This is a genomic window from Streptomyces sp. NPDC102441 (assembly GCF_044765585.1).
In the GTDB taxonomy this organism is placed as follows: Bacteria; Actinomycetota; Actinomycetes; order Streptomycetales; family Streptomycetaceae; genus Streptomyces.
The window spans coordinates 155,153-179,052 of sequence record NZ_JBIWKH010000001.1 but is presented as its reverse complement, the minus strand read 5'-3'; the positions used below and the strand labels follow the sequence as shown (position 1 = coordinate 179,052).

The following is a 23,900-nucleotide window of genomic DNA, read 5'->3' as shown; positions in this document are numbered from 1 at the left end:
ACGCGCGAGGCCGGGTGCCCCTCACGCGCGCTAGCCTGGAGCGTCAGTCTTCAGCCAGCCAGCAAGTGAGGGGCGACAGCAACCCGTGCGCATCGCCAGGTTCTCCATCGACGGCAATGTCGCCTTCGGCGCGGTCGAGGGCGACAGCCCCGACAGCCTCGTCCTCGACATCATCAAGGGCATCCCGTACTCCGACTTCGAGCTCTCCGGGACCAAGGTCCCGCTGAAGAAGGTCCGGCTGCTGCCGCCCGTGCTTCCCAACAAGGTCGTGGCCATCGGCCGCAACTACGCGGAACACGCCGCCGAAATGGGCAACGAGGTCCCGGATGTGCCCGTCGCCTTCTTCAAGCCCACCACCTCGGTGATCGGCTCCGGCGACTCCATCGAATACCCCTCCTTCTCCGAGGAGCTGCACTACGAGGCCGAGCTGGCCGTGGTGATCGGCCGCATGTGCCGGGAGGTCCCGCGCGAGCGCGTCAAGGACGTCATCCTCGGCTACACCTGCGCCAACGACGTCACCGCACGCGATGTACAGCGGCGCGAGAGCCAGTGGGCCCGGGCGAAGGGCTTCGACACCTCCTGCCCGCTCGGCCCCTGGGTGGAGACCGACGTCGACCCCGGCGACCTGGCCGTCCAGGCCACGGTCAACGGCGAGCAGCGCCAGCTCGGCCGCACGAGCGACATGATCCGCTCCGTCGAGGACCTGGTCGTCCACATCTCGGAAGCCATGACGCTGCTCCCGGGTGATGTGATTCTCACCGGGACCCCCGCAGGGGTCGGCCCCCTGCACGTCGGCGACGAGGTCGCCGTCACCATCGAAGGCATCGGCACTCTCACCAACAAGGTGATCAAGCGTGGTTAACGGACCAGTCCGCGTACGTTTCTGTCCCTCCCCGACCGGTAACCCCCATGTGGGCCTGGTCCGGACAGCTCTCTTCAACTGGGCTTTCGCCCGGCACCACCAGGGCACCCTGGTCTTCCGTATCGAGGACACCGACGCGGCCCGCGACTCCGAGGAGTCCTACCAGCAGCTGCTCGACTCGATGCGCTGGCTCGGCCTCGACTGGGACGAGGGCCCCGAGATCGGCGGTCCGCACGAGCCGTACCGCCAGTCGCAGCGGATGGACCTCTACAAGGACGTCGCGGAGAAGCTCCAGGCCGCCGGGCACGCGTACGCGTGCTACTGCACCACCGAGGAGCTCGACGCCCGCCGCGACGCCGCCCGCGCGGCCGGCAAGCCGTCTGGCTACGACGGTCACTGCCGCGACCTGAGCGACGAGCAGAAGGCCGCGTACGAGGCCGAGGGCCGCACCTCGATCGTCCGCTTCCGGATGCCCGACGAGGCGATCACCTTCACCGACCTGGTCCGTGGCGACATCACGGTCCAGCCGGAGAACGTCCCGGACTACGGCATCGTCCGTGCCAACGGCGCTCCCCTCTACACGCTCGTCAACCCGGTCGACGACGCCCTGATGGAGATCACCCACGTCCTGCGCGGCGAGGACCTGCTCTCCTCCACCCCGCGCCAGATCGCCCTCTACCGGGCGCTCATCGAGCTGGGCGTCGCCAAGGACACCCCGGCCTTCGGGCACCTCCCGTACGTCATGGGGGAGGGCAACAAGAAGCTCTCCAAGCGTGACCCGCAGGCCTCGCTCAACCTCTACCGCGAGCGTGGCTTCCTGCCCGAGGGGCTGCTCAACTACCTCTCGCTGCTCGGCTGGTCGATCGCCGAGGACCGTGACATCTTCGGCCGCGACGAGCTGGTCGCCGCCTTCGACATCGCGGACGTCAACGCCAACCCGGCGCGCTTCGACCTGAAGAAGGCCGAGCACATCAACGCCGAGCACCTGCGCATGCTCGACGTGAAGACCTTCACCGAGGCGTGCGGCCCCTGGCTGAAGGCCCCCTTCGCCCCCTGGGCCCCCGAGTCCTTCGACGCGGAGCAGTTCGCCGAGATCGCCCCGCACGCCCAGACCCGTGTGACGGTTCTCTCGGACATCACCGCCAACGTCGACTTCCTCTTCCTGGACGAGCCCGTCCACGACGAGGCGTCCTGGGCGAAGGCCATGAAGGAGGGCTCCGACGCCCTGCTCGTCACGGCCCGCGCCGAGCTGACCGCCGCCGAGTGGAACGCCGAGGCGCTCAAGACGGCCGTCCTCACCGCCGGTGAGAAGCACGGTCTGAAGCTCGGCAAGGCGCAGGCCCCGGTCCGTGTCGCCGTCACCGGCCGCACGGTCGGCCTGCCGCTCTTCGAGTCCCTGGAGATCCTGGGCCGCGAGAAGACGATCGCCCGCATCGACGCGGCGCTGGCGAAGCTCGCCGCGTAGCGTCCCGCTCGCACGAAGGGGTGGCCGCCCGAGCCGGGGCGGCCACCCCTTCGGCATGGGGCGGATGTACCGGTAATCTGGCCGGCATGCCGATCCGAGCGGTTCTCTGGGACATCGACGACACGATCTTCGACTACTCGGGAGCCGACCGCACCGGCATGCGTGAGCATCTGGCGCACGAGGGCTTTCCCGAGGGGTACGACTCCCTGGAGCGGGCCCTCGACGCCTGGAAGGCGATCACCGACGTGCAGTGGGCGCGTTTCGCCGCCGGGGAGCTCGACTTCCAGGGGCAGCGGCGCGAGCGCGTACGAGCGTTCCTGGGGCGGCGGCTGGGCGACGGGGAAGCCGACGAGTGGTTCGGCCGGCACGCCACCCACTACGAGGCGGCATGGGCGCTCTTCCCGGACGCCATGCCCGCCCTGGACCGGCTGGCCGCGGGCTACCGGCACGCCGTGCTGTCGAATTCGAGCATCCACAACCAGGACCGCAAGCTCCGCGCCCTCGGGGTGCGGGACCGCTTCGAGGCGGTGGTGTGCGCCGTGGAGATCGGGGTCGCCAAGCCGGACGCGGCGGCCTTCCACGCCGCCTGCGAGACCATGGCCCTCGACCCGCACGAGGTGGCCTACGTCGGCAACGAACCCGACATCGACGCGGGCGGCGCGGTGGCCGCCGGACTGACGGGGATCTGGCTGGACCGCGAAGGGCGGGGCGGGCGTCCCGAGCTCGTGAGGATCACGGGTCTGGATCAGCTTCCGGGCCTGCTGGCGGGCGATACCCGTTTTGGAGCGCCGGACACCTTCAGGTAATGTTCTTCCTGCGCCACCCGAGCGGGCCGAAAGATCCGGCCGGGAGGCGCAGACAGAAACAGAACCCCCAGGGGTTGCGTTTCAGTGGGCTATGGTGTAATTGGCAACACTACGGTTTCTGGTACCGTCATTCTAGGTTCGAGTCCTGGTAGCCCAGCGCAAGACCGAAGTAACAAGCCCCCGTTGTGTAGCGGCCTAGCACGCTGCCCTCTCACGGCAGTAGCGCCGGTTCGAATCCGGTCGGGGGTACAGATCCTTCCCGCGAGAACATCTGGGTCGCACCCACGTTCTTGATGCAGGATCGCTAGGGCCCCCGTTGTGTAGCGGCCTAGCACGCTGCCCTCTCACGGCAGTAGCGCCGGTTCGAATCCGGTCGGGGGTACTTGTCACACCATGGGCTATGGTGTAATCGGCAACACTACGGTTTCTGGTACCGTCATTCTAGGTTCGAGTCCTGGTAGCCCAGCGCAAGACCGAAGTAACAAGCCCCCGTTGTGTAGCGGCCTAGCACGCTGCCCTCTCACGGCAGTAGCGCCGGTTCGAATCCGGTCGGGGGTACAAGACAGCAGTAGGGAAAGGCCCTTCACCCCGGTGGAGGGCCTTTCCCGTGTGCGCGGCCTTTCAGAGCCCGTACCGCTGCGCGGACTCCTCCGCCTGCGCCAGCCGGCGCAGTGACGTCAGTAGTGGCTCGTACAGCACGGCCGATGCCACGGCGGCCTCCACCTGCTCGGCCTCCGTGGGGAACTGCTCCAGTGCGTCCAGGTCCTGCACCGCCACCTCTCGCATGAGACGGGCCTGTTGGGCGAGGTAGGACACTTCGCAGGGATAGCCGAGGCGGATGAGCGTGGCCATCGAGGCGACCAACGAGCGGTGTACGGGGGAGAGTTCGCCGAGCTCCAGGGCTGTCGTCCAGCCCAGTTCGGTGAGCAGCCGGGCGACTTCGGCGCGCGCGGTGGCCGTCTCCGGCGCGTCCTCGTCCGGCTCGGGGCCCTGTGGCAGAGCCCAGAGGGCGGCGCCCAGCCGGATCGTACGGCCCAGCGACTCGTCGTCGACGTGCGCCAGCACCTCGCGTGCCGTGGCCACCGGGAGGCGTCCGACCTGGAGCAGGGCCCGCACCAGGCGCAGCCGGCGCAGATGGTTCTCGTCGTAGTCCGCCTGCGTCGCGCTGATCCGGGTGCCGGCGGGGAGCAGCCGCTCGCGCAGGTAGTACTTGATCGTCGCGGTGGGGACACCGCTCCGCTCGCTGAGTTCCGACAGCCGCATCCCTGCGCCTTCCCTTGCGCCGCCCCGTTGGGCGGTGCCACTATCCAACCATTGGATAGTTGAACTCTCCAAGAATGAGGAGTGGGTGCCGCGTCGGCTCCCGACATGCTGCACCGCAAGGCGTGGGCGATGATCAACCGCCAGGAGAAGAAGTCCCGGCAGCATGTGGGGCTGTGGCACGAGAGCTACGTAGTGCCCGAGGGGGCGTACGAATCGATCTACGCCGACATGCCGGCCTACGGGCCGGCGGCTGCGACCGGCGTGCTGCCGGTGGAGAAGAGGGGGCGACGGGCGGCGGACCGCTTCGCGCATCGCGCCTCCGGGGAGCGGACACCGGAGGGTTCCGGGGAGACGGCACCGGAAGAAGGGGGCCGCCACGGCGCTGGGGCGGCCTCGGGTAAGGGATAGGAGCGGTCGGCCGGCTCGCGCGGCGCGGGGTTCAGCCCGTGCGGCGCGGGGTTCAGCCCGTGCGGCGCAGGGCCTCGCTCAGTCGCGCAGCCGAGTCGATGATGGCCTGCGCGTGCATCCGGCCCGGGTGGCGGGTGAGGCGCTCGATCGGGCCGGAGACGGACACCGCGGCGACCACCCGGTTCGACGGCCCGCGGACCGGGGCCGAGACCGAGGCCACGCCCGGCTCGCGCTCACCGATCGACTGGGCCCAGCCCCGCCGCCGTACGCCCGAGAGGGCCGTCGCGGTGAAGCGCGCCCCCTGCAGGCCCCGGTGCAGGCGCTCCGGCTCCTCCCAGGCCATCAGGATCTGGGCGGAGGAACCCGCCTTCATCGTGAGCGTGGAGCCGACCGGCACGGTGTCCCGCAGTCCGGACAGCCGCTCCGCCGCCGCCACGCAGATCCGCATGTCGCCCTGCCGGCGATAGAGCTGCGCGCTCTCGCCGGTGATGTCGCGCAGATGCGTGAGTACCGGCCCGGCCGTCGCCAGGAGGCGGTCCTCGCCGGCCGCTGCCGCGAGCTCCGAGAGCCGGGGGCCGAGAATGAAACGGCCCTGCATGTCCCTTGCCACCATGCGGTGGTGTTCGAGTGCCACGGCCAGTCGGTGTGCCGTGGGCCGTGCGAGCCCTGTCGCTGCGACCAGCCCGGCGAGGGTGGCCGGACCGGACTCCAGGGCGCTCAATACCAGAGCTGCCTTGTCGAGAACGCCGACGCCGCTAGAGTTGTCCATACGACGATACTCGCGTCTCACTCTGTGAAACGCAAGTTCAATTTTCCCCGGAAGTTGCGAACCTGTACAGGCGGCCTTACAGCGGCCCGCAGCCACCGCCCCGGTCGGGGGTCCGGACGGCGGCACCCAAATCTCTAGTTGGGCCGGCGAAGACGCCGGCCGGAGGGAAAGCGATGGGTAGGACACTCGCGGAGAAGGTCTGGGACGACCACGTCGTCCGGCACGCCGATGGCGAGCCCGACCTTCTCTTCATCGATCTGCACCTGCTGCACGAGGTGACCAGCCCACAGGCCTTCGACGGTCTGCGCCAGGCCGGACGGCCGGTGCGGCGACTCGACCTCACCATCGCCACCGAGGACCACAACACCCCGACCCTCGACATCGACAAGCCGATCGCGGACCCGGTGTCCCGCGCCCAGCTGGAGACCCTGCGCAAGAACTGCGCGGACTTCGGCGTGCGGCTGCACCCGCTGGGAGACGTCGAGCAGGGCGTCGTGCACGTGGTCGGCCCGCAGCTCGGCCTGACCCAGCCCGGCACCACGGTCGTCTGCGGCGACTCGCACACCTCCACCCACGGCGCCTTCGGAGCACTGGCCTTCGGCATCGGCACCAGCCAGGTCGAGCACGTCCTGGCCACCCAGACGCTGCCGCTGGACCGCCCCAGGACCATGGCGATCACGGTCGAGGGCGAACTCCCCGACAGCGTCACCGCCAAGGATCTCATCCTGGCCATCATCGCCCGGATCGGCACCGGCGGAGGCCAGGGCTACATCCTCGAATACCGCGGCTCCGCCATCGAGAAGCTCTCGATGGAAGCCCGGATGACCATCTGCAACATGTCGATCGAGGCCGGCGCCCGCGCGGGCATGATCGCCCCCGACGAGACCACCTTCGCCTACCTGCGGGGACGCGACCACGCCCCCCAGGGCGAGGAGTGGGGCACCGCGGTGGAGTACTGGAAGACGCTCCGCACCGACGACGACGCCGTCTTCGACGCCGAGGTGGTCATCGACGGCACCGAGCTCGCGCCGTTCGTCACCTGGGGCACCAACCCCGGCCAGGGCGCCCCCCTGTCGGCCGCCGTCCCCGACCCCGCCTCGTACGAGGACGCGTCGGAGCGCCACGCCGCCGAAAAGGCCCTGGAGTACATGGGGTTGACCGCCGGCCAGCCGCTGCGCGAGATCAACGTGGACACGGTGTTCGTAGGTTCCTGCACCAACGGACGCATCGAGGACCTGCGCAACGTTGCCTCCGTCATGGACGGCCGTAAAGTCGCCGACGGCGTACGCATGCTGGTCGTCCCGGGCTCCGTCCGGGTCGCCCTCCAGGCCGTCGAGGAGGGTCTGGACAAGGTCTTCACCGCCGCGGGCGCCGAATGGCGGCACGCGGGCTGTTCGATGTGCCTCGGCATGAACCCCGACCAGCTCGCCCCCGGTGAGCGCTCCGCCTCCACCTCGAACCGGAACTTCGAGGGCAGGCAGGGCAAGGGCGGCCGCACCCACCTGGTCTCCCCGCAGGTCGCCGCCGCCACCGCCGTGCTGGGCCATCTGGCCTCGCCCGCCGATCTGTCCGACGTCCGTACGCCCGCCGGAGTCTGAGAGCCATGGAAGCATTCACCGCACACACCGGCCGGGCCGTCCCGCTGCGCCGCAGCAACGTCGACACCGACCAGATCATCCCCGCGCACTGGCTGAAGAAGGTCACCCGCGACGGCTTCGAGGACGGACTCTTCGAGGCCTGGCGCAAGGACGAGAGCTTCGTTCTCAACCGCCCCGAGCGCAAGGGCGCCTCGGTTCTGGTGGCCGGTTCCGACTTCGGTACGGGCTCCTCGCGTGAGCACGCGGTCTGGGCCCTGCAGAACTTCGGCTTCAAGACCGTCATCTCCTCGCGGTTCGCCGACATCTTCCGTGGCAACTCCCTGAAGAACGGTCTGTTGACCGTCGTCCTCGACCAGAAGGTCATCGACAGGCTCTGGGAGCTGACCGAGGCCGACCCGACGGCCGAGGTGACCGTCGACCTGGAGAAGCGCCAGGTACTCGCGGAGGGAATCACGGCCGACTTCGAGCTCGACGAGAACGCCCGCTGGCGACTGCTGAACGGGCTCGACGACATCAGCCTCACTCTTCAGAACGAAGCGGACATTGTGACTTATGAGGCGGCCAGGCCGTCCCACAAGCCGCGTACGATTGACGCCTGAGCAGCACTTTTCCCGAACTGCGCCCCCTGCCGGAAGGTAGGGGGCGCAGTCGCTTGTTGAGACCCCCTCGGGCGACAACTCGCCCCAGATGGCACAATCGGTGCATGGAACGCGACAGCCAACTCGAGCTCTATGGCCAAGTCGCCGACCGATTGAAAGAAGCGCACGCAAAGGTGCGCGCACTGCAAGTCCCGGAGGGCGTACGGATGGCGCTGTCCCGGAAGCTGCTGGTCGTCACGGCCGCGGCTAAGCACGATCTCCCAGGCGCGGCAAGGCGTCTGGACCGGTTGATGAAGGACCTCGACGAGGGCCGATTCCCCGAAGGTGACTGACTCTGCGGACAGCGCAGCGGTCGACTTCGTTGCGGCACTAGGGTGATTAGCCCGTTTCGTGTTTGATTTGCGGTATATATCTGCCTAACGTGCGAAAAAGCCTGAACAGTTTCGTTCCGGCAATGTCTCCGAAGGGGAAGACGTGAACAAGGCGCAGCTCGTAGAAGCGATTGCCGACAAGGTCGGCGGCCGCCAGCAGGCCGCAGACGCTGTCGACGTGGTACTCGACGCGATCGTCCGTGCGGTTGTCGCGGGGGACCGTGTCTCGGTCACCGGCTTCGGCTCGTTCGAGAAGGTCGACCGCCCCGCCCGGTACGCCCGCAACCCGCAGACGGGTGAGCGCGTACGGGTCAAGAAGACCTCCGTGCCCCGTTTCCGTGCGGGACAGGGCTTCAAGGACCTGGTGAGCGGCTCCAAGAAGCTCCCCAAGAACGACGTGGCCGTGAAGAAGGCCCCCAAGGGCAGCCTCTCGGGCGGTCCTTCCACCCGTACGACGGCGAAGGCGGCGGCGAAGAAGGCCACCGCCAAGAAGGCCACGGCGCGCAAGACCACCGCGGCGGCGAAGAAGACGACCGCGGCGGCCAAGAAGACCACCACCACGGCGAAGAAGACCACGCCGGCGGCGAAGAAGGCGGCCCCGGCGAAGAAGACGACGGCCACGAAGAAGACCGTCGCCGCCAAGACGGCGCCCGCCAAGAAGACCACGGCGAAGAAGGCGCCCGCGAAGAAGACCACGGCACGCAAGACCACCGCCAAGAAGGTCACCGCACGCAAGAAGTGAGACCGGGCACCACTCGTTCTCAAACGCGCCGGGCCGGGCTCCCCTCGGGGAGCCCGGCCCGCGGGCTGTTCGGGGGGCCGTTCAGAGCGTCTGCAGCGTCACCAGAGTGATCCGCAGCGATCCGCCCTCGCCCTCGGTCTCGATCCGGACCCGCTGACCCGGCCGCAGCAGCCGCAGCCCGCCCGCGTCGAACGCGGGTGCGTCGAAGTCCACCGGGGTGCCGTCGTCGAGAAGCACACTGCCGGTGCGGGTCTCGGAGTCGTACGTGAACGAGGTCGCCTGCATGAGCGGCAGCCTATCGGTCCGCGACCGGCGCCACGGGGGCCGCCAGGGCAGCGGTGAACCGCCCCACTCCCAGGCTCAGCGCGACTCCCAGGTCGTCGCCCGTGTCCACGTCCCTGCGGACCGAATCGATGCCCGGCAGAGAGATCTCCACCGCCCCCGACGCGAGGTGCCGCGCCCGTGACGCCCCGCCGAAGGCCGGCCGCAATTCCACACCGGGCGTCGCGGAAAGAAATGTGGTGCCGATTCCCTGCGCATCGCCGACAAATGCGCGGGGAAATGCCGCGGAGAATTCGAGCACCCGCGCCAATTCGTCGGGACGCAGTGCGGGCAGATCCGCGTTGAGCACGGCCACCGCCGCGTCCCCGCGCCGTGCGCGCACCGACCGCGCCCCGTGCTCCATGGCCGCGTCGAGCCCGGCCGCCGGGGTGTCGGCCACCGCACGCGCGCCGAGCGCGGCCAGCGCCGCTCCGGCCACCGGGTCATCCGTGACGACCACCACATCCCGCACGGCCGGGCAGGACAGCGCTGCCGCGACGGTGTCCTGTGCGAACGCCAGGGCCAGACGCGGGCGCAATTCCCCGCCCACCGCCCGGCCGAGCCTGCTCTTGGCCCGTGCGAGCGGTTTCAGCGGGACGACCAGGGACCAGGGGCCGGTCGGGTCGGTGTTCGTGGCGATCTCCCCCTCCGTACGCATCAGCCCCTATTCTCGCCTGCCGGTACGACAACCCGGAGGTCCGCCCCCACGGGTGAGGCGTACGGTGTTCTCCACACAGCAGGGGCCCAGGGGCGAGGCAGTACCGCCCGAGCCCCGCGCAGCTCAGTTCCTAAAGGAAGGCGTCCGAGTGTCCCCCCGCAGAATCGGCTTCTGGTACCGCCTGGCAGCGGTCATCGCAAAACCGCCCCTGGTGGTTCTGTTCAAGCGCGACTGGCGGGGAATGGCAAACATTCCGGCCGATGGCGGATTCATCACCGCGGTCAATCACAACTCGTATCTGGACCCACTGTCGTACGGACACTTCCAGTACAACACCGGACGGGTGCCCCGACTCCTCGCGAAGGCCGGACTCTTCAGGACGCCTTTCGTCGGAATGATCCTGCGCGGCACCGGACAGATCCCCGTCTACCGCGAGACGACGAACGCGCTCGACGCCTTCCGCGCCGCGGTCGACGCCATCGAACGGGGCGAGTGCGTCGCCTTCTACCCGGAGGGCACGCTCACCCGCGACCCCGACATGTGGCCGATGGCCGGCAAGACCGGCGCCGCCCGGGTCGCCCTGATGACCAGGGCCCCGGTCATCCCCGTCGCCCAGTGGGGCGCCAACCTCGCGATGCCGCCCTACGCCAAGGAGAACAAGCTCCAGCTGTTCCCCCGCAAGACTTTGGTGGTGCAGGCCGGGCCGCCGGTCGACCTCACCCGCTACTACGGCCTCGAGCCGACCCCCGACGTCCTGCGCCAGGTGACCGGGACCATCATGGCCGCGGTCACCGCCCAGCTCGAGGAGGTGCGCGGCGAGAAGGCCCCCGCCGAGCTCTACGATCACCGTAAGGCCCGTGCTGAACAGCGGCGCAAGGCAGAGGGAAAGGGAACGACGTGACACACCCCGTCAAGGCGGCCGTCTTCGGAACCGGCTCATGGGGTACGGCCTTCGCCGTGATCCTCGCCGACGCGGGCTGCGAGGTCACCCTCTGGGGCCGTCGCGCCGAGGTCGTCGAGGCCGTCAACACCACCCGGGCCAATCCGGGCTATCTGCCGGGCGTCGAGCTGCCCGCCTCGGTCCGGGCCACGACCGACGCCGCCGAGGCGCTTCGCGGCGCCGACTTCGCCTTCCTCGTCGTGCCCTCGCAGACCCTGCGCGCCAACCTCGCCGACTGGAAGCGGCATCTGGAGCCCGGCACGGTGCTCGTCTCCCTGATGAAGGGCGTCGAACTCGGCACCGCCAAGCGGATGAGCGAGGTCATCGAGGACGTCACCGAGGTCGCCCCCGACCGGATCGCGGTCATCACCGGCCCCAACCTCGCCAAGGAGATCGCCGAACGCCGCCCCGCCGCGGCCGTCGTCGCCTGCGCGGACGAGAGCGTCGCCCAGCGTCTCCAGGCCGCCTGCCACACCCCGTACTTCCGGCCGTACACCAACACCGACGTGGTCGGCTGCGAGCTCGGCGGCGCCGTGAAGAACGTCATCGGCCTCGCCGTGGGCATCGCCGACGGCATGGGCCTCGGTGACAACGCCAAGGGCTCCCTCATCACCCGGGGCCTCGCCGAGACCACCCGGCTGGGGCTCGCCATGGGCGCCGACCCGCTCACCTTCTCCGGACTGGCCGGACTCGGCGACCTGGTGGCGACCTGTTCCTCGCCGCTCTCGCGCAACCACACGTTCGGCACCAACCTCGGGCGGGGGATGACGCTCCAGGAGACGGTCGCCGTCACGAGCCAGACCGCCGAGGGCGTCAAGTCCTGCGAATCGGTGCTCGATCTGGCGCGCAGGCACGGTGTCGACATGCCGATCACCGAGACGGTCGTCGGCATCGTCCACGAGGGCAAGCCGCCGGTCGTCGCGCTCAAGGAACTGATGTCGCGCAGCGCCAAGCCCGAGCGACGCTGACTCGAGCCTTACCAGCAGGTACGCTCATCGCGATATGAGCAGCCAGAACCTCCCCCAGAGCCCTGAGAGCCCGCTGAGCTCCGAGCCGGGCCGCAAACCGCGTGTGGCCGTCGTGTTCGGCGGCCGGAGCTCCGAACACGGCATCTCGGTCGTCACGGCCGGTGCCATCATGAGCGCCATCGACCGGACGAAGTACGACGTCCTGCCGATCGGCATCACCAGGGACGGTCGTTGGGCCCTCACGTCCGACGACCCGGCCCGCATGGCCATCACGGACCGGCAGGTGCCGGACGTGGAGCAGCTCGCCGACTCCGCGCAGGGCGCCGTGACGCTCTCCGTCGACCCCGGAAACCGTGACGTCGTCGTGAGCGAACCGGGCGCGGTGCCCACGGTCCTGGGCGAGGTCGACGTCGTCTTCCCCATGCTGCACGGCCCCTACGGCGAGGACGGCACGCTCCAGGGGCTCCTGGAGCTCTCCGGCGTCCCCTACGTCGGTGCGGGAGTCCTGTCCTCCGCCGTCGGCCAGGACAAGGAGTACATGAAGCGGGTGTTCACCTCCTTCGGGCTGCCGGTCGGCCCGTACGAGGTCGTCCGCCCCCGGGAGTGGGAGTCGGACCGCCCCGCCGCACGCAAGCGCATCATGGAGTTCGCCGCCGAACACGGTTGGCCGCTCTTCGTCAAGCCCGCCCGTGGCGGCTCCTCGATGGGCATCACCAAGGTCGACGACGCCGCCGGACTCGACGAGGCGATCGAGGAGGCCCGCCGGCACGACCCCAAGTTCCTCGTGGAGTCCCTGCTGCACGGCCGGGAGATCGAGTGCGGCGTGCTGGAGTTCGAGGACGGACCGCGTGCCAGCGTGCCCGCGGAGATCCCGCCCGTCACCGCGCACGACTTCTACGACTTCGAGGCCAAGTACATCGACTCGGCGGCCGGGCTGGTTCCCGCGCCGCTCACCGAGGAGCAGACCGCCGAGGTGCGACGGCTTGCCGTCGAGGCCTTCGAGGCGGCCTCCTGCGAGGGCCTGGTGCGCGCCGACTTCTTCCTCACCGAGGACGGCACGTTCGTCATCAACGAGATCAACACCATGCCGGGCTTCACCCCGATCTCCATGTTCCCCCGCATGTGGCAGGCGAGCGGCGTGGAGTACCCGGAGCTGGTGGACCGGCTGATCACGTCCGCGCTGAACCGCTCCACCGGACTGCGCTGACCCGGTGAGGGCTGTCCCGCGCGGGACAGCCCTCAGAGGCTGTCGGGGACCGTCTTCTTCACGGGTACGGCGAACGCGGACAACGGGGTGATGTCATGGGCGTACTCCGTCCCGAGCGTCACCTCGACATACGCCTTGCGGTAGGTGGTCGTGAACCTCGGGCCGGCGTCGTCGGGCTGCTCCAGCAACCAGTTGACGCCGTCCGCGTCGACACCCTTCGACTGGGAATCGTCCATCCTCGCGGGCCGGGTGACACCGCAGCGCAGTACGATCGCCCCGTCCCCCCAGCCGGCGGTCAGGTCCGAATCCGGTGAGGGATCACTCCGCTCGAGACCGGCGACGGTCTCCGGCAGCTCCTTGTGCAGCTTCTCGCAGTACCCTGCGGCCTCCGAAGACGGTGTGGGAACCGCCACCGAGGGGCCGGAGGAGCAGCCCGCCGCTGTCAGGACGAACAGGGCGGCGGACGGTGCGAGAACACGGGATCGGGGGAACCGGCGGCGGGTGTGAGTCACCGGACCAGCGTAGACAGGGGTCAGAGGTGGACTACCGGGCAGGTCAGGGTGCGCGTGATGCCGTCCACCTGCTGGACTTTGGCGACCACCATGCGGCCGAGTGCGTCGACCGTGTCGGCCTGCGCGCGCACGACCACGTCGTAGGGGCCTGTGACGTCCTCTGCCTGGATCACTCCCGGGAGCTTTGCGATGGTCTCGGCGACGGTCGACGCCTTGCCCACCTCGGTCTGGATAAGGATGTACGCCTGTACCACGGAACCTCCAGGGCGGCCACGAGGATCATGTGGGGGAAAGGGACGCCACGTTATCGCGTTGCCCCGGGCCGCGGGGAGACCTACGGGCCGGTTGACGCCCACAGCGTGGCGTACGCACCACAGAAGTTGACGTATCCCTTGACGGTACCGACAGCAGTTGGGGCTCGCGACCGCAAGCCCACCGGTGCGGAACAGCAGCCCGGACAGGTGTCCGGTGCGATAGATGAGAGGTGAGACTCGGTGAAGGGAACCGTGGGCGAGTTGGGGGAGTTCGGGCTCATCAGAGAGCTCACGTCCCGGCTCACCACCACTCCGGCGGTACGGCTGGGGCCCGGCGACGACGCCGCGGTCGTGGCCGCTCCCGACCGCAGGGTCGTGGCCAGTACGGACATCCTGCTGGAAGGGCGGCACTTCCGCCGTGACTGGTCTACGGCGTACGACGTCGGCCGCAAGGCCGCAGCCCAGAACCTCGCCGACATCGCGGCCATGGGTGCCGTGCCCACGGCGCTGCTGCTCGGCCTCGTCGTACCGGCGGACCTGCCGGTCACCTGGGCCGCCGAGCTGATGGACGGGCTGCGCGACGAGTGCCAGGTCGCCGGTGCGGCCGTGGTCGGCGGCGACGTGGTCGGCGGCGACACCATCACCGTCGCGATCACCGCGCTCGGCGACCTCCGCAACCACGAACCCGTCACCCGGGCGGGGGCCCGGCCCGGGGACGTGGTGGCCGTCACCGGATGGCTCGGCTGGTCCGCTGCCGGATTCGCCGTCCTCTCCCGGGGGTTCCGCTCGCCGCGTGCCTTCGTCGAGGCGCACCGGCGTCCCGAACCGCCGTACCACGCGGGCCCCGCGGCTGCCGGTCTCGGCGCCACGGCCATGACCGACGTCAGCGACGGGCTCGTCGCCGACCTCGGGCACATCGCCGAGGCCAGCAAGGTCCGCATCGACCTGCGGTCCGGGCTCATCGACATCCCCTCGCAGATGTCCGACATCGGGCAGGCGGTCGGGGTCGACCCGTTGCAGTGGGTGCTCACCGGGGGGGAGGACCACGCGATCGTGGCGACGTTCCCGTCCGACGTGAAGCTCCCTGCCCGCTGGAAGGTCATCGGAGAGGTCCTCAACCCGTCGGCGCTGCCCCAGGTCACCGTCGACGGGGCGCCCTGGACGAGCAAGGGCGGCTGGGACCATTTCGGATCCATCGAGGACGCTTAGGGCGTGATGGGGAGGTCCCGCCTGCCCGGCGGCGCCCGCCCTCCGGGCGGACGGCGCTACTTCCCCAGCACGCCCTAGTAGATTCCGGGGCATGACCGCACCTGCCCCGATACCGCCCCGTGTCCTCACCGTCGCCGGATCCGACTCCGGCGGCGGTGCGGGCATCCAGGCCGACCTGAAGACGATGCTGGCCCTCGGCACCCACGGCATGAGCGTGCTGACCGCGGTGACCGCCCAGAACTCGCTGGGCGTGCAGGGCGCCTGGGAACTGCCGGCGGAGGCCGTACGCGCCCAGTACCGCAGCGTCGTCGACGACATCGGCGTCCAGGCGGTGAAGACCGGGATGCTGTCCTCGGCCGTGCTCGTCGACACCGTCGCGGAACTCCTCGCGGAGACCGCCGCACCGGTCGTCGTCGACCCCGTCGGGGTCTCCAAGCACGGGGACGCGCTGCTGGCCGCCGAGGCCCTCGACTCCGTACGCACGAAGCTGCTGCCTGTCGCCACGGTCGCCACCCCGAACCTCGACGAGGTGACCCAGCTCACCGGCGTCGCCGTGACCGACGAACCGGGGATGCGCCGGGCCGCCGCCGCGATCCTCGGCTACGGACCCCGCTGGGTGGTGATCAAGGGCGGCCATCTGCCCGGCGCGGCCGTGGACCTGCTGACGGACGGCAGCGAGGAGCACTGGCTGCGCGCCCCGAGGCTGGACAACCGGCACACCCACGGCACGGGCTGCACCCTCGCCTCCGCCATCGCCTGCGGACTCGCCCGCGGCCAGGACGTCCCGACCGCCGTGCGGGGCGCGAAGGATTACGTCACCGGCGCGATCCGGGCCGGTTTCGCACTGGGCGAGGGCATCGGCCCCGTCGATCACGGCTGGCAGACGCGCCCCGGGCGCTGAAGCACAGCAAAAAGCCGGTCCACCGAGGTGGACCGGCTTTTTGGGCAACCGGAAGGCTGCGCTACGACGGGGACGTCAGCGCGCGACCTTGCCGGCCTTGATGCACGAGGTGCAGACGTTGAGCCGCTTCGGCGTCCGACCGACCACTGCACGCACGCGCTGGATGTTGGGATTCCAGCGACGGGACGTACGGCGGTGCGAGTGCGAAATGCTGTTGCCGAAGCTCGGCCCCTTGCCGCAAACGTCGCAGTTGGCAGCCACGGGTCACTCCAAAGACTTCAGATGCACTTACAGTGAATTCCGGCGCGCCGGATTCATTTTACTGAAGTGGCGGTACCGGAGGAATGTCCCGACTTCCGTCGGGCAACCGAAGCAGCATACAACGGCTGCGTCGGAGATACGAAACTACCACGGCTCCCCGGGCTCTCCGTCCCGCACCTGCACCCGCCGGGCCCGCGACGCGAGGGCTACCCTGCGGTGCAGCCGGCCCCCCACGGCCGCCCCCAGGGTCTCTCGTCCGGATCATGCCGGGCTCGCGGGGGTCCGGCACCGCACCTCGCGGCGTTGTCGTCAGTCCTCCCCGAGCTCTCGGTTTCCCCTCTCTCGGCTTCGCTCGAGCGGGGGGACCCCCATGAGCAGGGGAGGCCCCGTCGCTCCGCGACCCCGCTCCCTGATCCGGCATGATCCAGACGAAAGACCCCAGGAGGACCAACGGTGCCGCAGTCCCCCGACGATCTCGACGCCGTCGCGGTGCGCACCTGGTGCTCACTGGCCCTTGAGGCCCTGGGGCGTGAGCGGGCGGCCATCGATGCCATCAACGTCTACCCCGTCGCCGACGGGGACACCGGCACCAACCTCTATCTCACCGTCGAGTCGGCGGCAGCCGCCGTCGAAGCGGTCTTCGCCGCCCATGAGACCGGTTCCACCGTGCCGGCTCCCGCCGACGCCGTACGGGCCATGGCGCACGGCGCGCTGATCGGCGCCCGGGGGAACTCCGGAACCATCCTGGCCCAGCTGCTGCGCGGGATGGCCTCGGTGCTGGCCGAGTCCGGTGACGCCCGTCACCTGAGGACCGCGCTGACGGAGGCCGCCGCCGCCGCGCGGCTGGCCGTGGCCCATCCCGTCGAGGGCACGGTGCTCACCGTCGCCACCGCCGCCGCCGAGGCGGCCTCGGCCACGGCGGGGAGCGCCGGCCTCACGGACGTGGCCGAGGCGGCGTACGAAGGGGCGCGCACCGCCCTCGCCGCCACCCCGGGCCAGCTCGCCGTACTCGGGCGCGCGGGTGTCGTCGACGCCGGCGGGCAGGGCCTGGTGACCGTGCTCGGCGCACTGCTCGAAGCGGTCGGCGGACGTGTGCGGGAGCGTGCCGTCACACCCGCCCCCGACGTCCTGCCCGTGACCGGCGACTGCGCCGCCGCGGACCCGGACGGGGGCCCTGCCTTCGAGGTCATCTATCTGCTGGAGGCCCCCGACGACGCCGTCGCCCGGCTGCGGAACCGGCTGGACGCCCTGGGGGACTCCCTCGTCGTGGTCGGCGGCGACGGCCTGTGGAACGTCCACGTCCATGTCGACGACGCCGGGGCGGCCGTCGAGGCCGGGGTCGAGGCCGGCCGGCCCTACCGGATCCGGATCACCCACTTCGCCGCCGACCGCGGCTCCGCCCACCGGGAACCCGCCCAGCGCGCGGTCGTCGTGGTCGTACCCGGCGACGGGCTCTCCGGCCTGTGCGCCGAGGCCGGGGCGACCACCGTGCTTGCGCGCCCCGGCGAACCGCCCGCCAGCGGCGAACTGGTCGACGCCATCCGCCGGGCCCACGCCCGCGAGGTGGTCCTGCTGCCGAACGACGCACAGCTGCGCCACACCGCCGCAGCTGCCGCCGAACAGGCCAGGGGCGAGGGCATCCGCGTCGCCCTGGTCCCCACCCGTGCCGCGGTGCAGGGCATCGCGGCACTCGCCGTCCACGAACCCGGCCGCAGTTTCGACGAGGACGTCGTCGCGATGACCTCGGCCGCCGGCGCGACCCGTTACGCCGAACTGGCCGTCGCCGAACGGCAGTCGTGGACCATGGCGGGCATCTGCCAGGCCGGCGACATCCTCGGCCTGATCGACGGGGACGTCGCCGTCATCGGTGCGGACGTCCCCGGCACGGCCCGCACGGTCCTGGACCGGATGCTGTCGGCCGGCGGTGAACTCGTCACGCTGGTCCTCGGCGAGGACGTGCCCGACGCCCTGGCCGACGAGCTGGGCGAGCACATCCGTGAGGGCCACATCGCCGTCGACACGGTCGTCTACCGGGGCGGCCACCAGGCTGCGCCCCTGCTGATCGGTGTCGAGTAACAGGCCCGGTGCGGCGCGCGGCGACATTTGTCAGTGCCGTGGTGTGCAATGGACCGCGTGTCCGCGTTCGATGAACCTCTCAAGAAGCTGCTCGGCGGAGCCACCGCGAAGGTGATGGCCGAACACCTCGACCTGCACACGGTCGGTGATCTGCTGCACCACTACCCGCGGCGTTACGAGGAGCGGGGCCGCCTCACGGCGCTCACCGAGCTCCCGCTGGACGAGCATGTGACGGTCGTCGCACAGGTCGCCGACGCGCGGGTCATGATGTTCAACAACGGCCGGGGCAAGCGGCTGGAGGTCACCCTCACCGACGGGAGCGGCCGGCTCCAGCTGGTCTTCTTCGGACACGGCGTCCACAAGCCCCACAAGGAACTCCTCCCCGGCCGGCGCGCGATGTTCGCGGGCAAGGTCTCCGTCTTCAACAGGAAGATGCAGCTCGCCCACCCCACGTACCAGCTCCTCGACGCGAATGACGAGGACGAGGCGACCGAGGCCGCCGACGCCTTCGCGGGGCAGCTGCTGCCGATCTACCCGGCCTGCAAGCAGCTCGACTCCTGGCGGATCGCCAAGGCCGTGGACACGGTCCTGCCCAGCGCGCAGGAGGCGGTGGACCCACTGCCCCCGGCACTGCGCGAAGGGCGTGGCTTCGTCCCCCTGCCCGAGGCGCTGCTCCGGATCCACCGTCCGCACACCAAGGCGGACGTCGCGTCGGCCCGGGACCGGCTGCGCTGGGACGAGGCCTTCGTCCTCCAGGTCGCGCTCGCCCGCCGCCGCTACGCCGACACGCAACTCCCGGCCGTGGCCCGCAGGCCCGTCCCCGACGGGGTGCTGGACGCCTTCGACGCCACACTCCCCTTCACCCTCACCGAAGGCCAGCAGAAGGTCACCGAGGAGATCTTCGGGGCCCTGGCGACGGAACACCCCATGCACCGGCTGCTCCAGGGAGAGGTCGGCTCCGGCAAGACGCTGGTCGCGCTGCGGGCCATGCTCCGGGTCGTCGACGCGGGCGGCCAGGCGGCGATGCTCGCGCCCACCGAGGTGCTGGCCCAGCAGCACCACCGGTCCGTCACCGAGATGATGGGCTCCCTCGCCGAAGGCGGCATGCTGGGCGGATCCGACCTGGGCACGAAGGTCGTCCTGCTGACCGGCTCCATGGGGACGGCGGCCCGCAGACAGGCGCTGCTCGATCTGGTCACGGGCGAGGCCGGGATCGTCATCGGTACCCATGCGCTCATCGAGGACAAGGTCCAGTTCCATGACCTCGGCCTGGTCGTCGTCGACGAACAGCACCGCTTCGGCGTGGAACAGCGCGACGCCCTGCGCTCCAAGGGGAAACAGCCGCCCCACCTGCTCGTCATGACGGCCACCCCCATTCCCCGTACGGTCGCGATGACCGTCTTCGGTGATCTGGAGACCTCCGTACTCGACCAGCTCCCCGCGGGCCGTTCACCGATCGCCAGCCATGTCGTCCCCGCCAAGGACAAGCCCCACTTCCTCAGCCGCGCCTGGGAACGCGTCCGTGAGGAGGTGGAGAACGGCCACCAGGCGTACGTGGTCTGCCCCCGCATCGGCGACGACGCCGAGGAGGCCGGGGCGAAGAAGGGGAAGGCGGGGAAGAAGGCCGTCTCCGGCGAGGACGCGGAGAAGCGGCCACCGCTCGCCGTGCTGGACATCGCCGAGCAGCTCGCCAAGGGCCCGCTGGCCGGCCTGCGCGTCGAGGTCCTCCACGGCAGGATGCCGCCCGACGACAAGGACGACGTCATGCGCCGGTTCGCCGCCGGCCAGGCCGACGTCTTGGTCGCCACCACCGTGATCGAGGTCGGGGTGAACGTCCCCAACGCCACCGCGATGGTGATCATGGACGCGGACCGCTTCGGCGTGTCCCAGCTGCACCAGCTCAGGGGCCGCGTGGGGCGTGGCTCGGCCCCCGGTCTCTGCCTGCTGGTCAGCGAGGCCCATGAGGCGAGCCCCGCGCGGGCCAGGCTCTCCGCGGTCGCCGCCACCCTCGACGGCTTCGAGCTCTCCCGCATCGACCTCGAACAGCGGCGCGAGGGCGATGTCCTCGGCCAGGCCCAGTCCGGCGTCCGCTCCTCCCTGCGGGTGCTCAGCGTCATCGACGACGAGGAGGTCATCGCGGCTGCCCGCGAGGAGGCCGTCCGTGTCGTCGCGGACGACCCCGGGCTCGAACGCCTGCCGGAGCTGCGCACCGCGCTGGACGCCCTGCTCGACAAGGACCGGGAGGAGTACCTCGACAAGGGGTGACCGGGCGGATCCATGAGGACGCCATATCGTGGGGAGCACGGCACGCGTTCCGTCCTGTGTGCCGCCCGCGACCCGAGGAACAGACACCCATGACCCGCGTGATCGCCGGCTCGGCCGGGGGACGCCGCCTGGCCGTCCCGCCCGGCACCGGCACCCGCCCCACCTCCGACCGTGCGCGCGAGGCCCTGTTCTCCACCTGGGAAGCGCTCCTGGGCACGCTCGACGGCATCCGTGTCGCCGATCTCTACGCGGGCTCCGGCGCGGTGGGCCTGGAGGCGCTCTCGCGCGGAGCCGCCCACGCGCTGCTCGTGGAGGCCGACGCCAAGGCCGCGCGCACGGTCCGCGACAACATCCGCACCCTGGGTCTGCCCGGCGCCGAATTCCGGGCGGGCAAAGCAGAACAGATCGTGACGGGACCGGCACCCTCGGACCCGTACGACGTGGTTTTCCTCGATCCGCCGTACGCCGTCACCGACGACGATCTTGGGGAGATCCTGCTCACACTCCGTGCTCAGGGGTGGCTCACGGGCGATGCTCTCGTCACGGTGGAACGGAGCACCAGAGGCGGGGAATTCAGCTGGCCCGACGGATTCGAGCCACAGCGGTCCCGTCGCTACGGCGAAGCCACGTTTTGGTACGGTCGCGCCGCCTCTACGTGCGAAGACGCACGATGACCGCACCGGAGAGCGAGGGAACCACGTTGCGCCGCGCCGTCTGTCCGGGGTCGTTCGACCCCATCACCAACGGACATCTCGACATCATCGGACGAGCCTCGAAGCTGTACGACGTCGTGCACGTCGCCGTGATGATCAACCAGTCCAAGAAGGGCCTGTTCACCGTCGACGAGCGGATCGAGCTGATCCGCGAGGTCACGGCGGACTTCGGCAACGTCGAGGTCGAGTCCTTCCACGGCCTGCTGGTCGACTTCTGCAAGCAGCGCGACATCCCGGCGATCGTGAAGGGCCTGCGGGCCGTCAGCGACTTCGACTACGAGCTGCAGATGGCACAGATGAACAACGGCCTCTCGGGGGTCGAGACGCTCTTCGTGCCGACGAACCCGACCTACAGCTTCCTGTCGTCCTCGCTGGTCAAGGAGGTCGCCACCTGGGGCGGTGACGTGGCCCACCTGCTGCCGCCGACGGTCCACGAGGCCCTCGTGAAGCGTCTCGGCGAGAAGTGATGCGCTGACCGCCCGTCACCAGGTGTCGGACGGGCGGCGACTGGCCTTACAGTCGTCCCGTCCGTCTCCAACAGCAGCAGAGAGTGGCGAGCACACGGTGGACGTGCAGAAGAAGCTCGACGAGATCGTCGAAACGGTCGGGAACGCCCGGTCCATGCCCATGTCGGCGTCCTGCGTGGTCAACCGGGCCGAACTGCTCGCCATGCTCGAAGAGGTGCGCGAGGCCCTGCCCGGCTCGCTGGCCCACGCCGAGGAGCTCATCGGCGGACGAGAGCAGCTGGTCGAGCAGGCCAGGCAGGAGGCCGAGCGGATCATCGAGTCCGCCCGCGCCGAGCGCGGCTCGCTGATCTCCGGCACCGAGATCGCCCAGCGCTCCCAGTCCGAGGCGGACCGGATCCTGTCCGAGGCCCGCAGGGAGGCCGACGAGGTCCGCGGCGAGGCCGACGAGTACGTCGACAGCAAGCTCGCCAACTTCGAGGTCGTCCTCACCAAGACCATCGGCTCCGTCGACCGGGGGCGCGAGAAGCTCCTGGGCCGCAGCGAGGGCGTCGACGAGCAGGGCTACGAGGACCCCGACTTCGCCGAGGCGCCGGAGCGCAGCGCCGACCCCGAGACGCTCCGCCGTCGCGCCGACGACTACGTGGACACCAAGCTCGGCGCCTTCGAAGCCGTCCTCGCCAAGACGCTGGAGGCCGTCGGCCGGGGCCGCCAGAAGCTGCTCGGCCGGGTCGCCACGGACGATCTCGGCGCGCACATGGCCGCCCAGGACGCCGCGGGCGGCGGGCAGCACACCAGCGACGAGGACCACTGGGCGGGCCTGGCCGATCTGGCGGCCGCCGACCCGCGCCGCAGCCCCCAGCAGCCTTCCTACGCGCAACCCGCGCAGCCGGACTACGCGGATCCTGCCCAGCCGGGCTACGCGGATCCTGCCCAGCCGGGCTACGCGCCGGCCGCCGACTACCAGGACCCCGCACAGGCCGGCTTCCCGGTCCAGGGGCAGCCCGAGCCGCAGTACGCGCAGACGTACGGCTACCAGGACCAGCAGCAGCTCCAGGCCGACCCCTACACCGCCTACCAGCAGCAGCCCGATCCGTACGGCGCGTACCAGCAGCAGGCGTACGACCCGAACCAGCAGCAGGAGTACGGCTGGCCGCAGCAGGCCCAGGCCCCCGTGCAGCAGGGTGAGGGCGCGCTCGACGAGACCAGCCTCTTCGACACCGGCATGATCGACCTGGAACAGCTGCGCCGCTACGAACAGGGCCGCTGACCGGGGCGGGACCTACCGGATTGGGAGCTGGGCGGTACGTCCAGTATCCTGGCTCTTCGGTCGCGTGTTTGTCCGCGATCCAGGCTGCCCTCTTTCCGTCAGGACAGGGGCGGCCCTCCCGTAAACCGCACCACGCACATGATTTCGAAAGCAGGAAAAGCCCTGAACGGCCACCTCGATCACCGCAGCCCTCTCGTGTTCGATACGCGCGAGCTGGGCCGGCGTCCTGGTGCCATGAAGCGGCTGCCCCGCACGGTGGAAGCACCGAAGGACCTCGGTATCGACGGGGTCATCGGTGTGCCGGAGAACGCGCCTGTGGCGCTGGACCTCCGCCTCGAATCCGTCATGGAAGGGGTGCTTGTCACAGGCACCGCCCGTGCGACGGCCGAGGGGGAGTGCGTAAGGTGTCTGGAGCCGCTGGCCATCGAGGTCGAAGCGGACTTCCAGGAGATGTTCTCGTACCCTGACGCCGATGACCGGAACCGCAGCAGGACCGCGGACCCGGTCGACGACGCCGAGGACGACGAGGACAGGTTCTTTCTCGAGGACGACTCGTTCGACCTCGAGCCTGTGCTGCGTGACGCGGTGGTGCTCGCACTGCCGCTGCAGCCGGTGTGCAAGGAGACCTGCGCCGGCCTGTGTTCCGAATGCGGAATCAGGCTGGACGAGAATCCGGACCACCACCACGATGCCGTCGACATCCGTTGGGCGGCACTGCAAGGACTCGCCGAGACCGTTCAGGACGGCGAGAAGGACAACATGGGCGGCGCCGAACCGGGCGTCGACGAGAAGCAGGAGAAGTAGCCGTGGCTGTTCCGAAGCGGAAGATGTCGCGCAGCAACACGCGCCACCGCCGGTCGCAGTGGAAGGCTGCGGTCCCCACCCTGGTTTCGTGCGAGCGTTGCCAGGAGCCGAAGCTCCAGCACATTGCGTGCCCGAGCTGCGGCACCTATAACAAGCGCCAGGTCCTCGAGGTCTGAGCGGCTGGTGAGAGGCCC

Annotated in this window: 26 protein-coding genes, 5 tRNA genes and 1 pseudogene; 25 read left to right on the top strand and 7 right to left on the bottom strand. The window is 70.1% G+C overall.

Going from position 1 to position 23,900, the window contains the following annotated elements; all coding sequences use genetic code 11:
- The first annotated feature begins 85 nt into the window (after nt 1–85).
- The 8 genes from ACIREO_RS00850 (at nt 86) to ACIREO_RS00815 (ending at nt 3,691) form a co-directional block, all read left to right on the top strand.
- Nucleotides 86–862 carry a fumarylacetoacetate hydrolase family protein gene (locus ACIREO_RS00850; RefSeq protein ID WP_404103105.1) on the top strand — a complete coding sequence of 259 codons (777 nt, stop codon included), beginning with the start codon at nt 86–88 and terminating at the stop codon, nt 860–862.
- The gene (gene gltX / locus ACIREO_RS00845; RefSeq protein WP_404103102.1) at nt 855–2,327 is read left to right on the top strand and encodes a glutamate--tRNA ligase; all 1,473 of its coding nucleotides are present in this window, start codon (nt 855–857) and stop codon (nt 2,325–2,327) included. Before ACIREO_RS00850 ends, gltX begins: the two co-directional genes overlap by 8 nt.
- 86 nt (nt 2,328–2,413) lie before the next feature.
- A complete protein-coding gene (locus ACIREO_RS00840; RefSeq protein WP_404103100.1) occupies nt 2,414–3,133 on the top strand; it encodes an HAD family hydrolase in 720 nt (239 codons plus the stop codon).
- An 85-nt stretch (nt 3,134–3,218) separates the two neighbouring features.
- Nucleotides 3,219–3,290, top strand: a tRNA-Gln gene (locus ACIREO_RS00835).
- Nucleotides 3,291–3,309: 19 nt separating this feature from the next.
- Nucleotides 3,310–3,382 (top strand) — tRNA-Glu (locus ACIREO_RS00830).
- Nucleotides 3,383–3,442: 60 nt separating this feature from the next.
- A tRNA-Glu gene (locus tag ACIREO_RS00825) sits at nt 3,443–3,515 on the top strand.
- Between the two features lie 12 nt (nt 3,516–3,527).
- Nucleotides 3,528–3,599 (top strand) — tRNA-Gln (locus ACIREO_RS00820).
- A gap of 19 nt (nt 3,600–3,618) precedes the next feature.
- Nucleotides 3,619–3,691 (top strand) — tRNA-Glu (locus ACIREO_RS00815).
- A 63-nt stretch (nt 3,692–3,754) separates the two neighbouring features.
- Here ACIREO_RS00815 and ACIREO_RS00810 read toward each other — a convergent pair.
- Nucleotides 3,755–4,396 (bottom strand): MerR family transcriptional regulator, encoded by a 642-nt coding sequence (locus ACIREO_RS00810; protein WP_404103097.1) that lies wholly within the window; start codon nt 4,394–4,396, stop codon nt 3,755–3,757.
- A 90-nt stretch (nt 4,397–4,486) separates the two neighbouring features.
- Between ACIREO_RS00810 and ACIREO_RS00805 the strand changes: the two are divergent.
- Nucleotides 4,487–4,804, top strand: a pseudogene (locus ACIREO_RS00805) (monooxygenase family protein); the annotation flags it as partial.
- A 52-nt stretch (nt 4,805–4,856) separates the two neighbouring features.
- On the opposite strand, the gene ndgR reads toward ACIREO_RS00805, so the two are convergent.
- Nucleotides 4,857–5,573 carry an IclR family transcriptional regulator NdgR gene (gene ndgR / locus ACIREO_RS00800; protein ID WP_024490257.1) on the bottom strand — a complete coding sequence of 239 codons (717 nt, stop codon included), beginning with the start codon at nt 5,571–5,573 and terminating at the stop codon, nt 4,857–4,859.
- Between the two features lie 173 nt (nt 5,574–5,746).
- Here ndgR and leuC point away from each other — a divergent pair, with 173 nt between their 5' ends.
- The 4 genes from leuC (at nt 5,747) to ACIREO_RS00780 (ending at nt 8,883) form a co-directional block, all read left to right on the top strand.
- Nucleotides 5,747–7,171: a 3-isopropylmalate dehydratase large subunit gene (gene leuC, locus ACIREO_RS00795; RefSeq protein WP_404103095.1), complete on the top strand. Its 1,425-nt coding sequence runs from the start codon at nt 5,747–5,749 to the stop codon at nt 7,169–7,171.
- 5 nt (nt 7,172–7,176) lie between these two features.
- Nucleotides 7,177–7,770 (top strand): 3-isopropylmalate dehydratase small subunit, encoded by a 594-nt coding sequence (gene leuD / locus ACIREO_RS00790; protein ID WP_404103092.1) that lies wholly within the window; start codon nt 7,177–7,179, stop codon nt 7,768–7,770.
- Between the two features lie 104 nt (nt 7,771–7,874).
- Nucleotides 7,875–8,102 carry a hypothetical protein gene (locus ACIREO_RS00785; protein ID WP_031100634.1) on the top strand — a complete coding sequence of 76 codons (228 nt, stop codon included), beginning with the start codon at nt 7,875–7,877 and terminating at the stop codon, nt 8,100–8,102.
- Nucleotides 8,103–8,244: 142 nt separating this feature from the next.
- Nucleotides 8,245–8,883, top strand: coding sequence for an HU family DNA-binding protein (locus ACIREO_RS00780; RefSeq protein WP_404103091.1), 639 nt, complete (start codon nt 8,245–8,247; stop codon nt 8,881–8,883).
- An 81-nt stretch (nt 8,884–8,964) separates the two neighbouring features.
- Here the strand turns inward: ACIREO_RS00780 and ACIREO_RS00775 are convergent, their stop codons facing one another.
- Together ACIREO_RS00775 and cofC are read right to left on the bottom strand one after the other, a co-directional pair.
- A complete protein-coding gene (locus ACIREO_RS00775; RefSeq protein ID WP_404103088.1) occupies nt 8,965–9,168 on the bottom strand; it encodes a hypothetical protein in 204 nt (67 codons plus the stop codon).
- 10 nt (nt 9,169–9,178) lie between these two features.
- Nucleotides 9,179–9,862, bottom strand: coding sequence for a 2-phospho-L-lactate guanylyltransferase (gene cofC, locus ACIREO_RS00770; RefSeq protein ID WP_404103086.1), 684 nt, complete (start codon nt 9,860–9,862; stop codon nt 9,179–9,181).
- A 148-nt stretch (nt 9,863–10,010) separates the two neighbouring features.
- Between cofC and ACIREO_RS00765 the strand changes: the two genes are divergently transcribed.
- From ACIREO_RS00765 to ACIREO_RS00755, 3 genes are read left to right on the top strand one after another with little or no spacing between them, the layout of a single operon-like run.
- Entirely contained in the window at nt 10,011–10,763 is a 753-nt protein-coding gene (locus tag ACIREO_RS00765) for a lysophospholipid acyltransferase family protein (RefSeq protein ID WP_404103083.1), read from the top strand.
- Nucleotides 10,760–11,770 (top strand): NAD(P)H-dependent glycerol-3-phosphate dehydrogenase, encoded by a 1,011-nt coding sequence (locus ACIREO_RS00760; protein WP_404103080.1) that lies wholly within the window; start codon nt 10,760–10,762, stop codon nt 11,768–11,770. Before ACIREO_RS00765 ends, ACIREO_RS00760 begins: the two co-directional genes overlap by 4 nt.
- A gap of 34 nt (nt 11,771–11,804) precedes the next feature.
- Nucleotides 11,805–12,977, top strand: coding sequence for a D-alanine--D-alanine ligase family protein (locus tag ACIREO_RS00755; RefSeq protein WP_404103077.1), 1,173 nt, complete (start codon nt 11,805–11,807; stop codon nt 12,975–12,977).
- A gap of 32 nt (nt 12,978–13,009) precedes the next feature.
- Here ACIREO_RS00755 and ACIREO_RS00750 read toward each other — a convergent pair whose 3' ends face one another.
- Together ACIREO_RS00750 and ACIREO_RS00745 are read right to left on the bottom strand one after the other, a co-directional pair.
- Nucleotides 13,010–13,489 carry a DUF3515 domain-containing protein gene (locus ACIREO_RS00750; protein ID WP_404103074.1) on the bottom strand — a complete coding sequence of 160 codons (480 nt, stop codon included), beginning with the start codon at nt 13,487–13,489 and terminating at the stop codon, nt 13,010–13,012.
- A 20-nt stretch (nt 13,490–13,509) separates the two neighbouring features.
- Entirely contained in the window at nt 13,510–13,743 is a 234-nt protein-coding gene (locus ACIREO_RS00745) for an Lrp/AsnC family transcriptional regulator (protein WP_104789405.1), read from the bottom strand.
- A gap of 240 nt (nt 13,744–13,983) precedes the next feature.
- Here ACIREO_RS00745 and ACIREO_RS00740 point away from each other — a divergent pair, with 240 nt between their 5' ends.
- Both ACIREO_RS00740 and thiD read left to right on the top strand, forming a co-directional pair.
- Nucleotides 13,984–14,952 carry a thiamine-phosphate kinase gene (locus tag ACIREO_RS00740; RefSeq protein ID WP_404103072.1) on the top strand — a complete coding sequence of 323 codons (969 nt, stop codon included), beginning with the start codon at nt 13,984–13,986 and terminating at the stop codon, nt 14,950–14,952.
- Between the two features lie 91 nt (nt 14,953–15,043).
- Entirely contained in the window at nt 15,044–15,853 is an 810-nt protein-coding gene (gene thiD / locus ACIREO_RS00735; protein WP_404103070.1) for a bifunctional hydroxymethylpyrimidine kinase/phosphomethylpyrimidine kinase, read from the top strand.
- 75 nt (nt 15,854–15,928) lie between these two features.
- Here the strand turns inward: thiD and rpmB are convergent, their stop codons facing one another.
- A complete protein-coding gene (gene rpmB / locus ACIREO_RS00730) occupies nt 15,929–16,114 on the bottom strand; it encodes a 50S ribosomal protein L28 (protein WP_003965989.1) in 186 nt (61 codons plus the stop codon).
- A 453-nt stretch (nt 16,115–16,567) separates the two neighbouring features.
- On the opposite strand from rpmB, the gene ACIREO_RS00725 reads away from it, so the two are divergent.
- The 7 genes from ACIREO_RS00725 (at nt 16,568) to rpmF (ending at nt 23,882) form a co-directional block, all read left to right on the top strand.
- Nucleotides 16,568–18,190, top strand: coding sequence for a DAK2 domain-containing protein (locus ACIREO_RS00725; protein WP_404103067.1), 1,623 nt, complete (start codon nt 16,568–16,570; stop codon nt 18,188–18,190).
- A gap of 48 nt (nt 18,191–18,238) precedes the next feature.
- Nucleotides 18,239–20,455, top strand: coding sequence for an ATP-dependent DNA helicase RecG (gene recG, locus ACIREO_RS00720; protein WP_404103065.1), 2,217 nt, complete (start codon nt 18,239–18,241; stop codon nt 20,453–20,455).
- Nucleotides 20,456–20,544: 89 nt separating this feature from the next.
- Nucleotides 20,545–21,129 carry a 16S rRNA (guanine(966)-N(2))-methyltransferase RsmD gene (gene rsmD / locus ACIREO_RS00715; protein ID WP_404103062.1) on the top strand — a complete coding sequence of 195 codons (585 nt, stop codon included), beginning with the start codon at nt 20,545–20,547 and terminating at the stop codon, nt 21,127–21,129.
- A gap of 26 nt (nt 21,130–21,155) precedes the next feature.
- A complete protein-coding gene (coaD, locus tag ACIREO_RS00710) occupies nt 21,156–21,635 on the top strand; it encodes a pantetheine-phosphate adenylyltransferase (RefSeq protein ID WP_041667884.1) in 480 nt (159 codons plus the stop codon).
- Between the two features lie 97 nt (nt 21,636–21,732).
- Nucleotides 21,733–22,902, top strand: a complete 1,170-nt coding sequence (locus ACIREO_RS00705; protein WP_404103059.1) for a cell division initiation protein — start codon at nt 21,733–21,735, stop codon at nt 22,900–22,902.
- Between the two features lie 138 nt (nt 22,903–23,040).
- On the top strand, nt 23,041–23,706 hold the full coding sequence (locus ACIREO_RS00700) for a YceD family protein (protein WP_404103056.1): 666 nt from the start codon (nt 23,041–23,043) through the stop codon (nt 23,704–23,706).
- Nucleotides 23,707–23,708: 2 nt separating this feature from the next.
- Nucleotides 23,709–23,882: a 50S ribosomal protein L32 gene (gene rpmF / locus ACIREO_RS00695; protein ID WP_003965982.1), complete on the top strand. Its 174-nt coding sequence runs from the start codon at nt 23,709–23,711 to the stop codon at nt 23,880–23,882.
- The last annotated feature ends 18 nt before the right edge of the window (nt 23,883–23,900 follow it).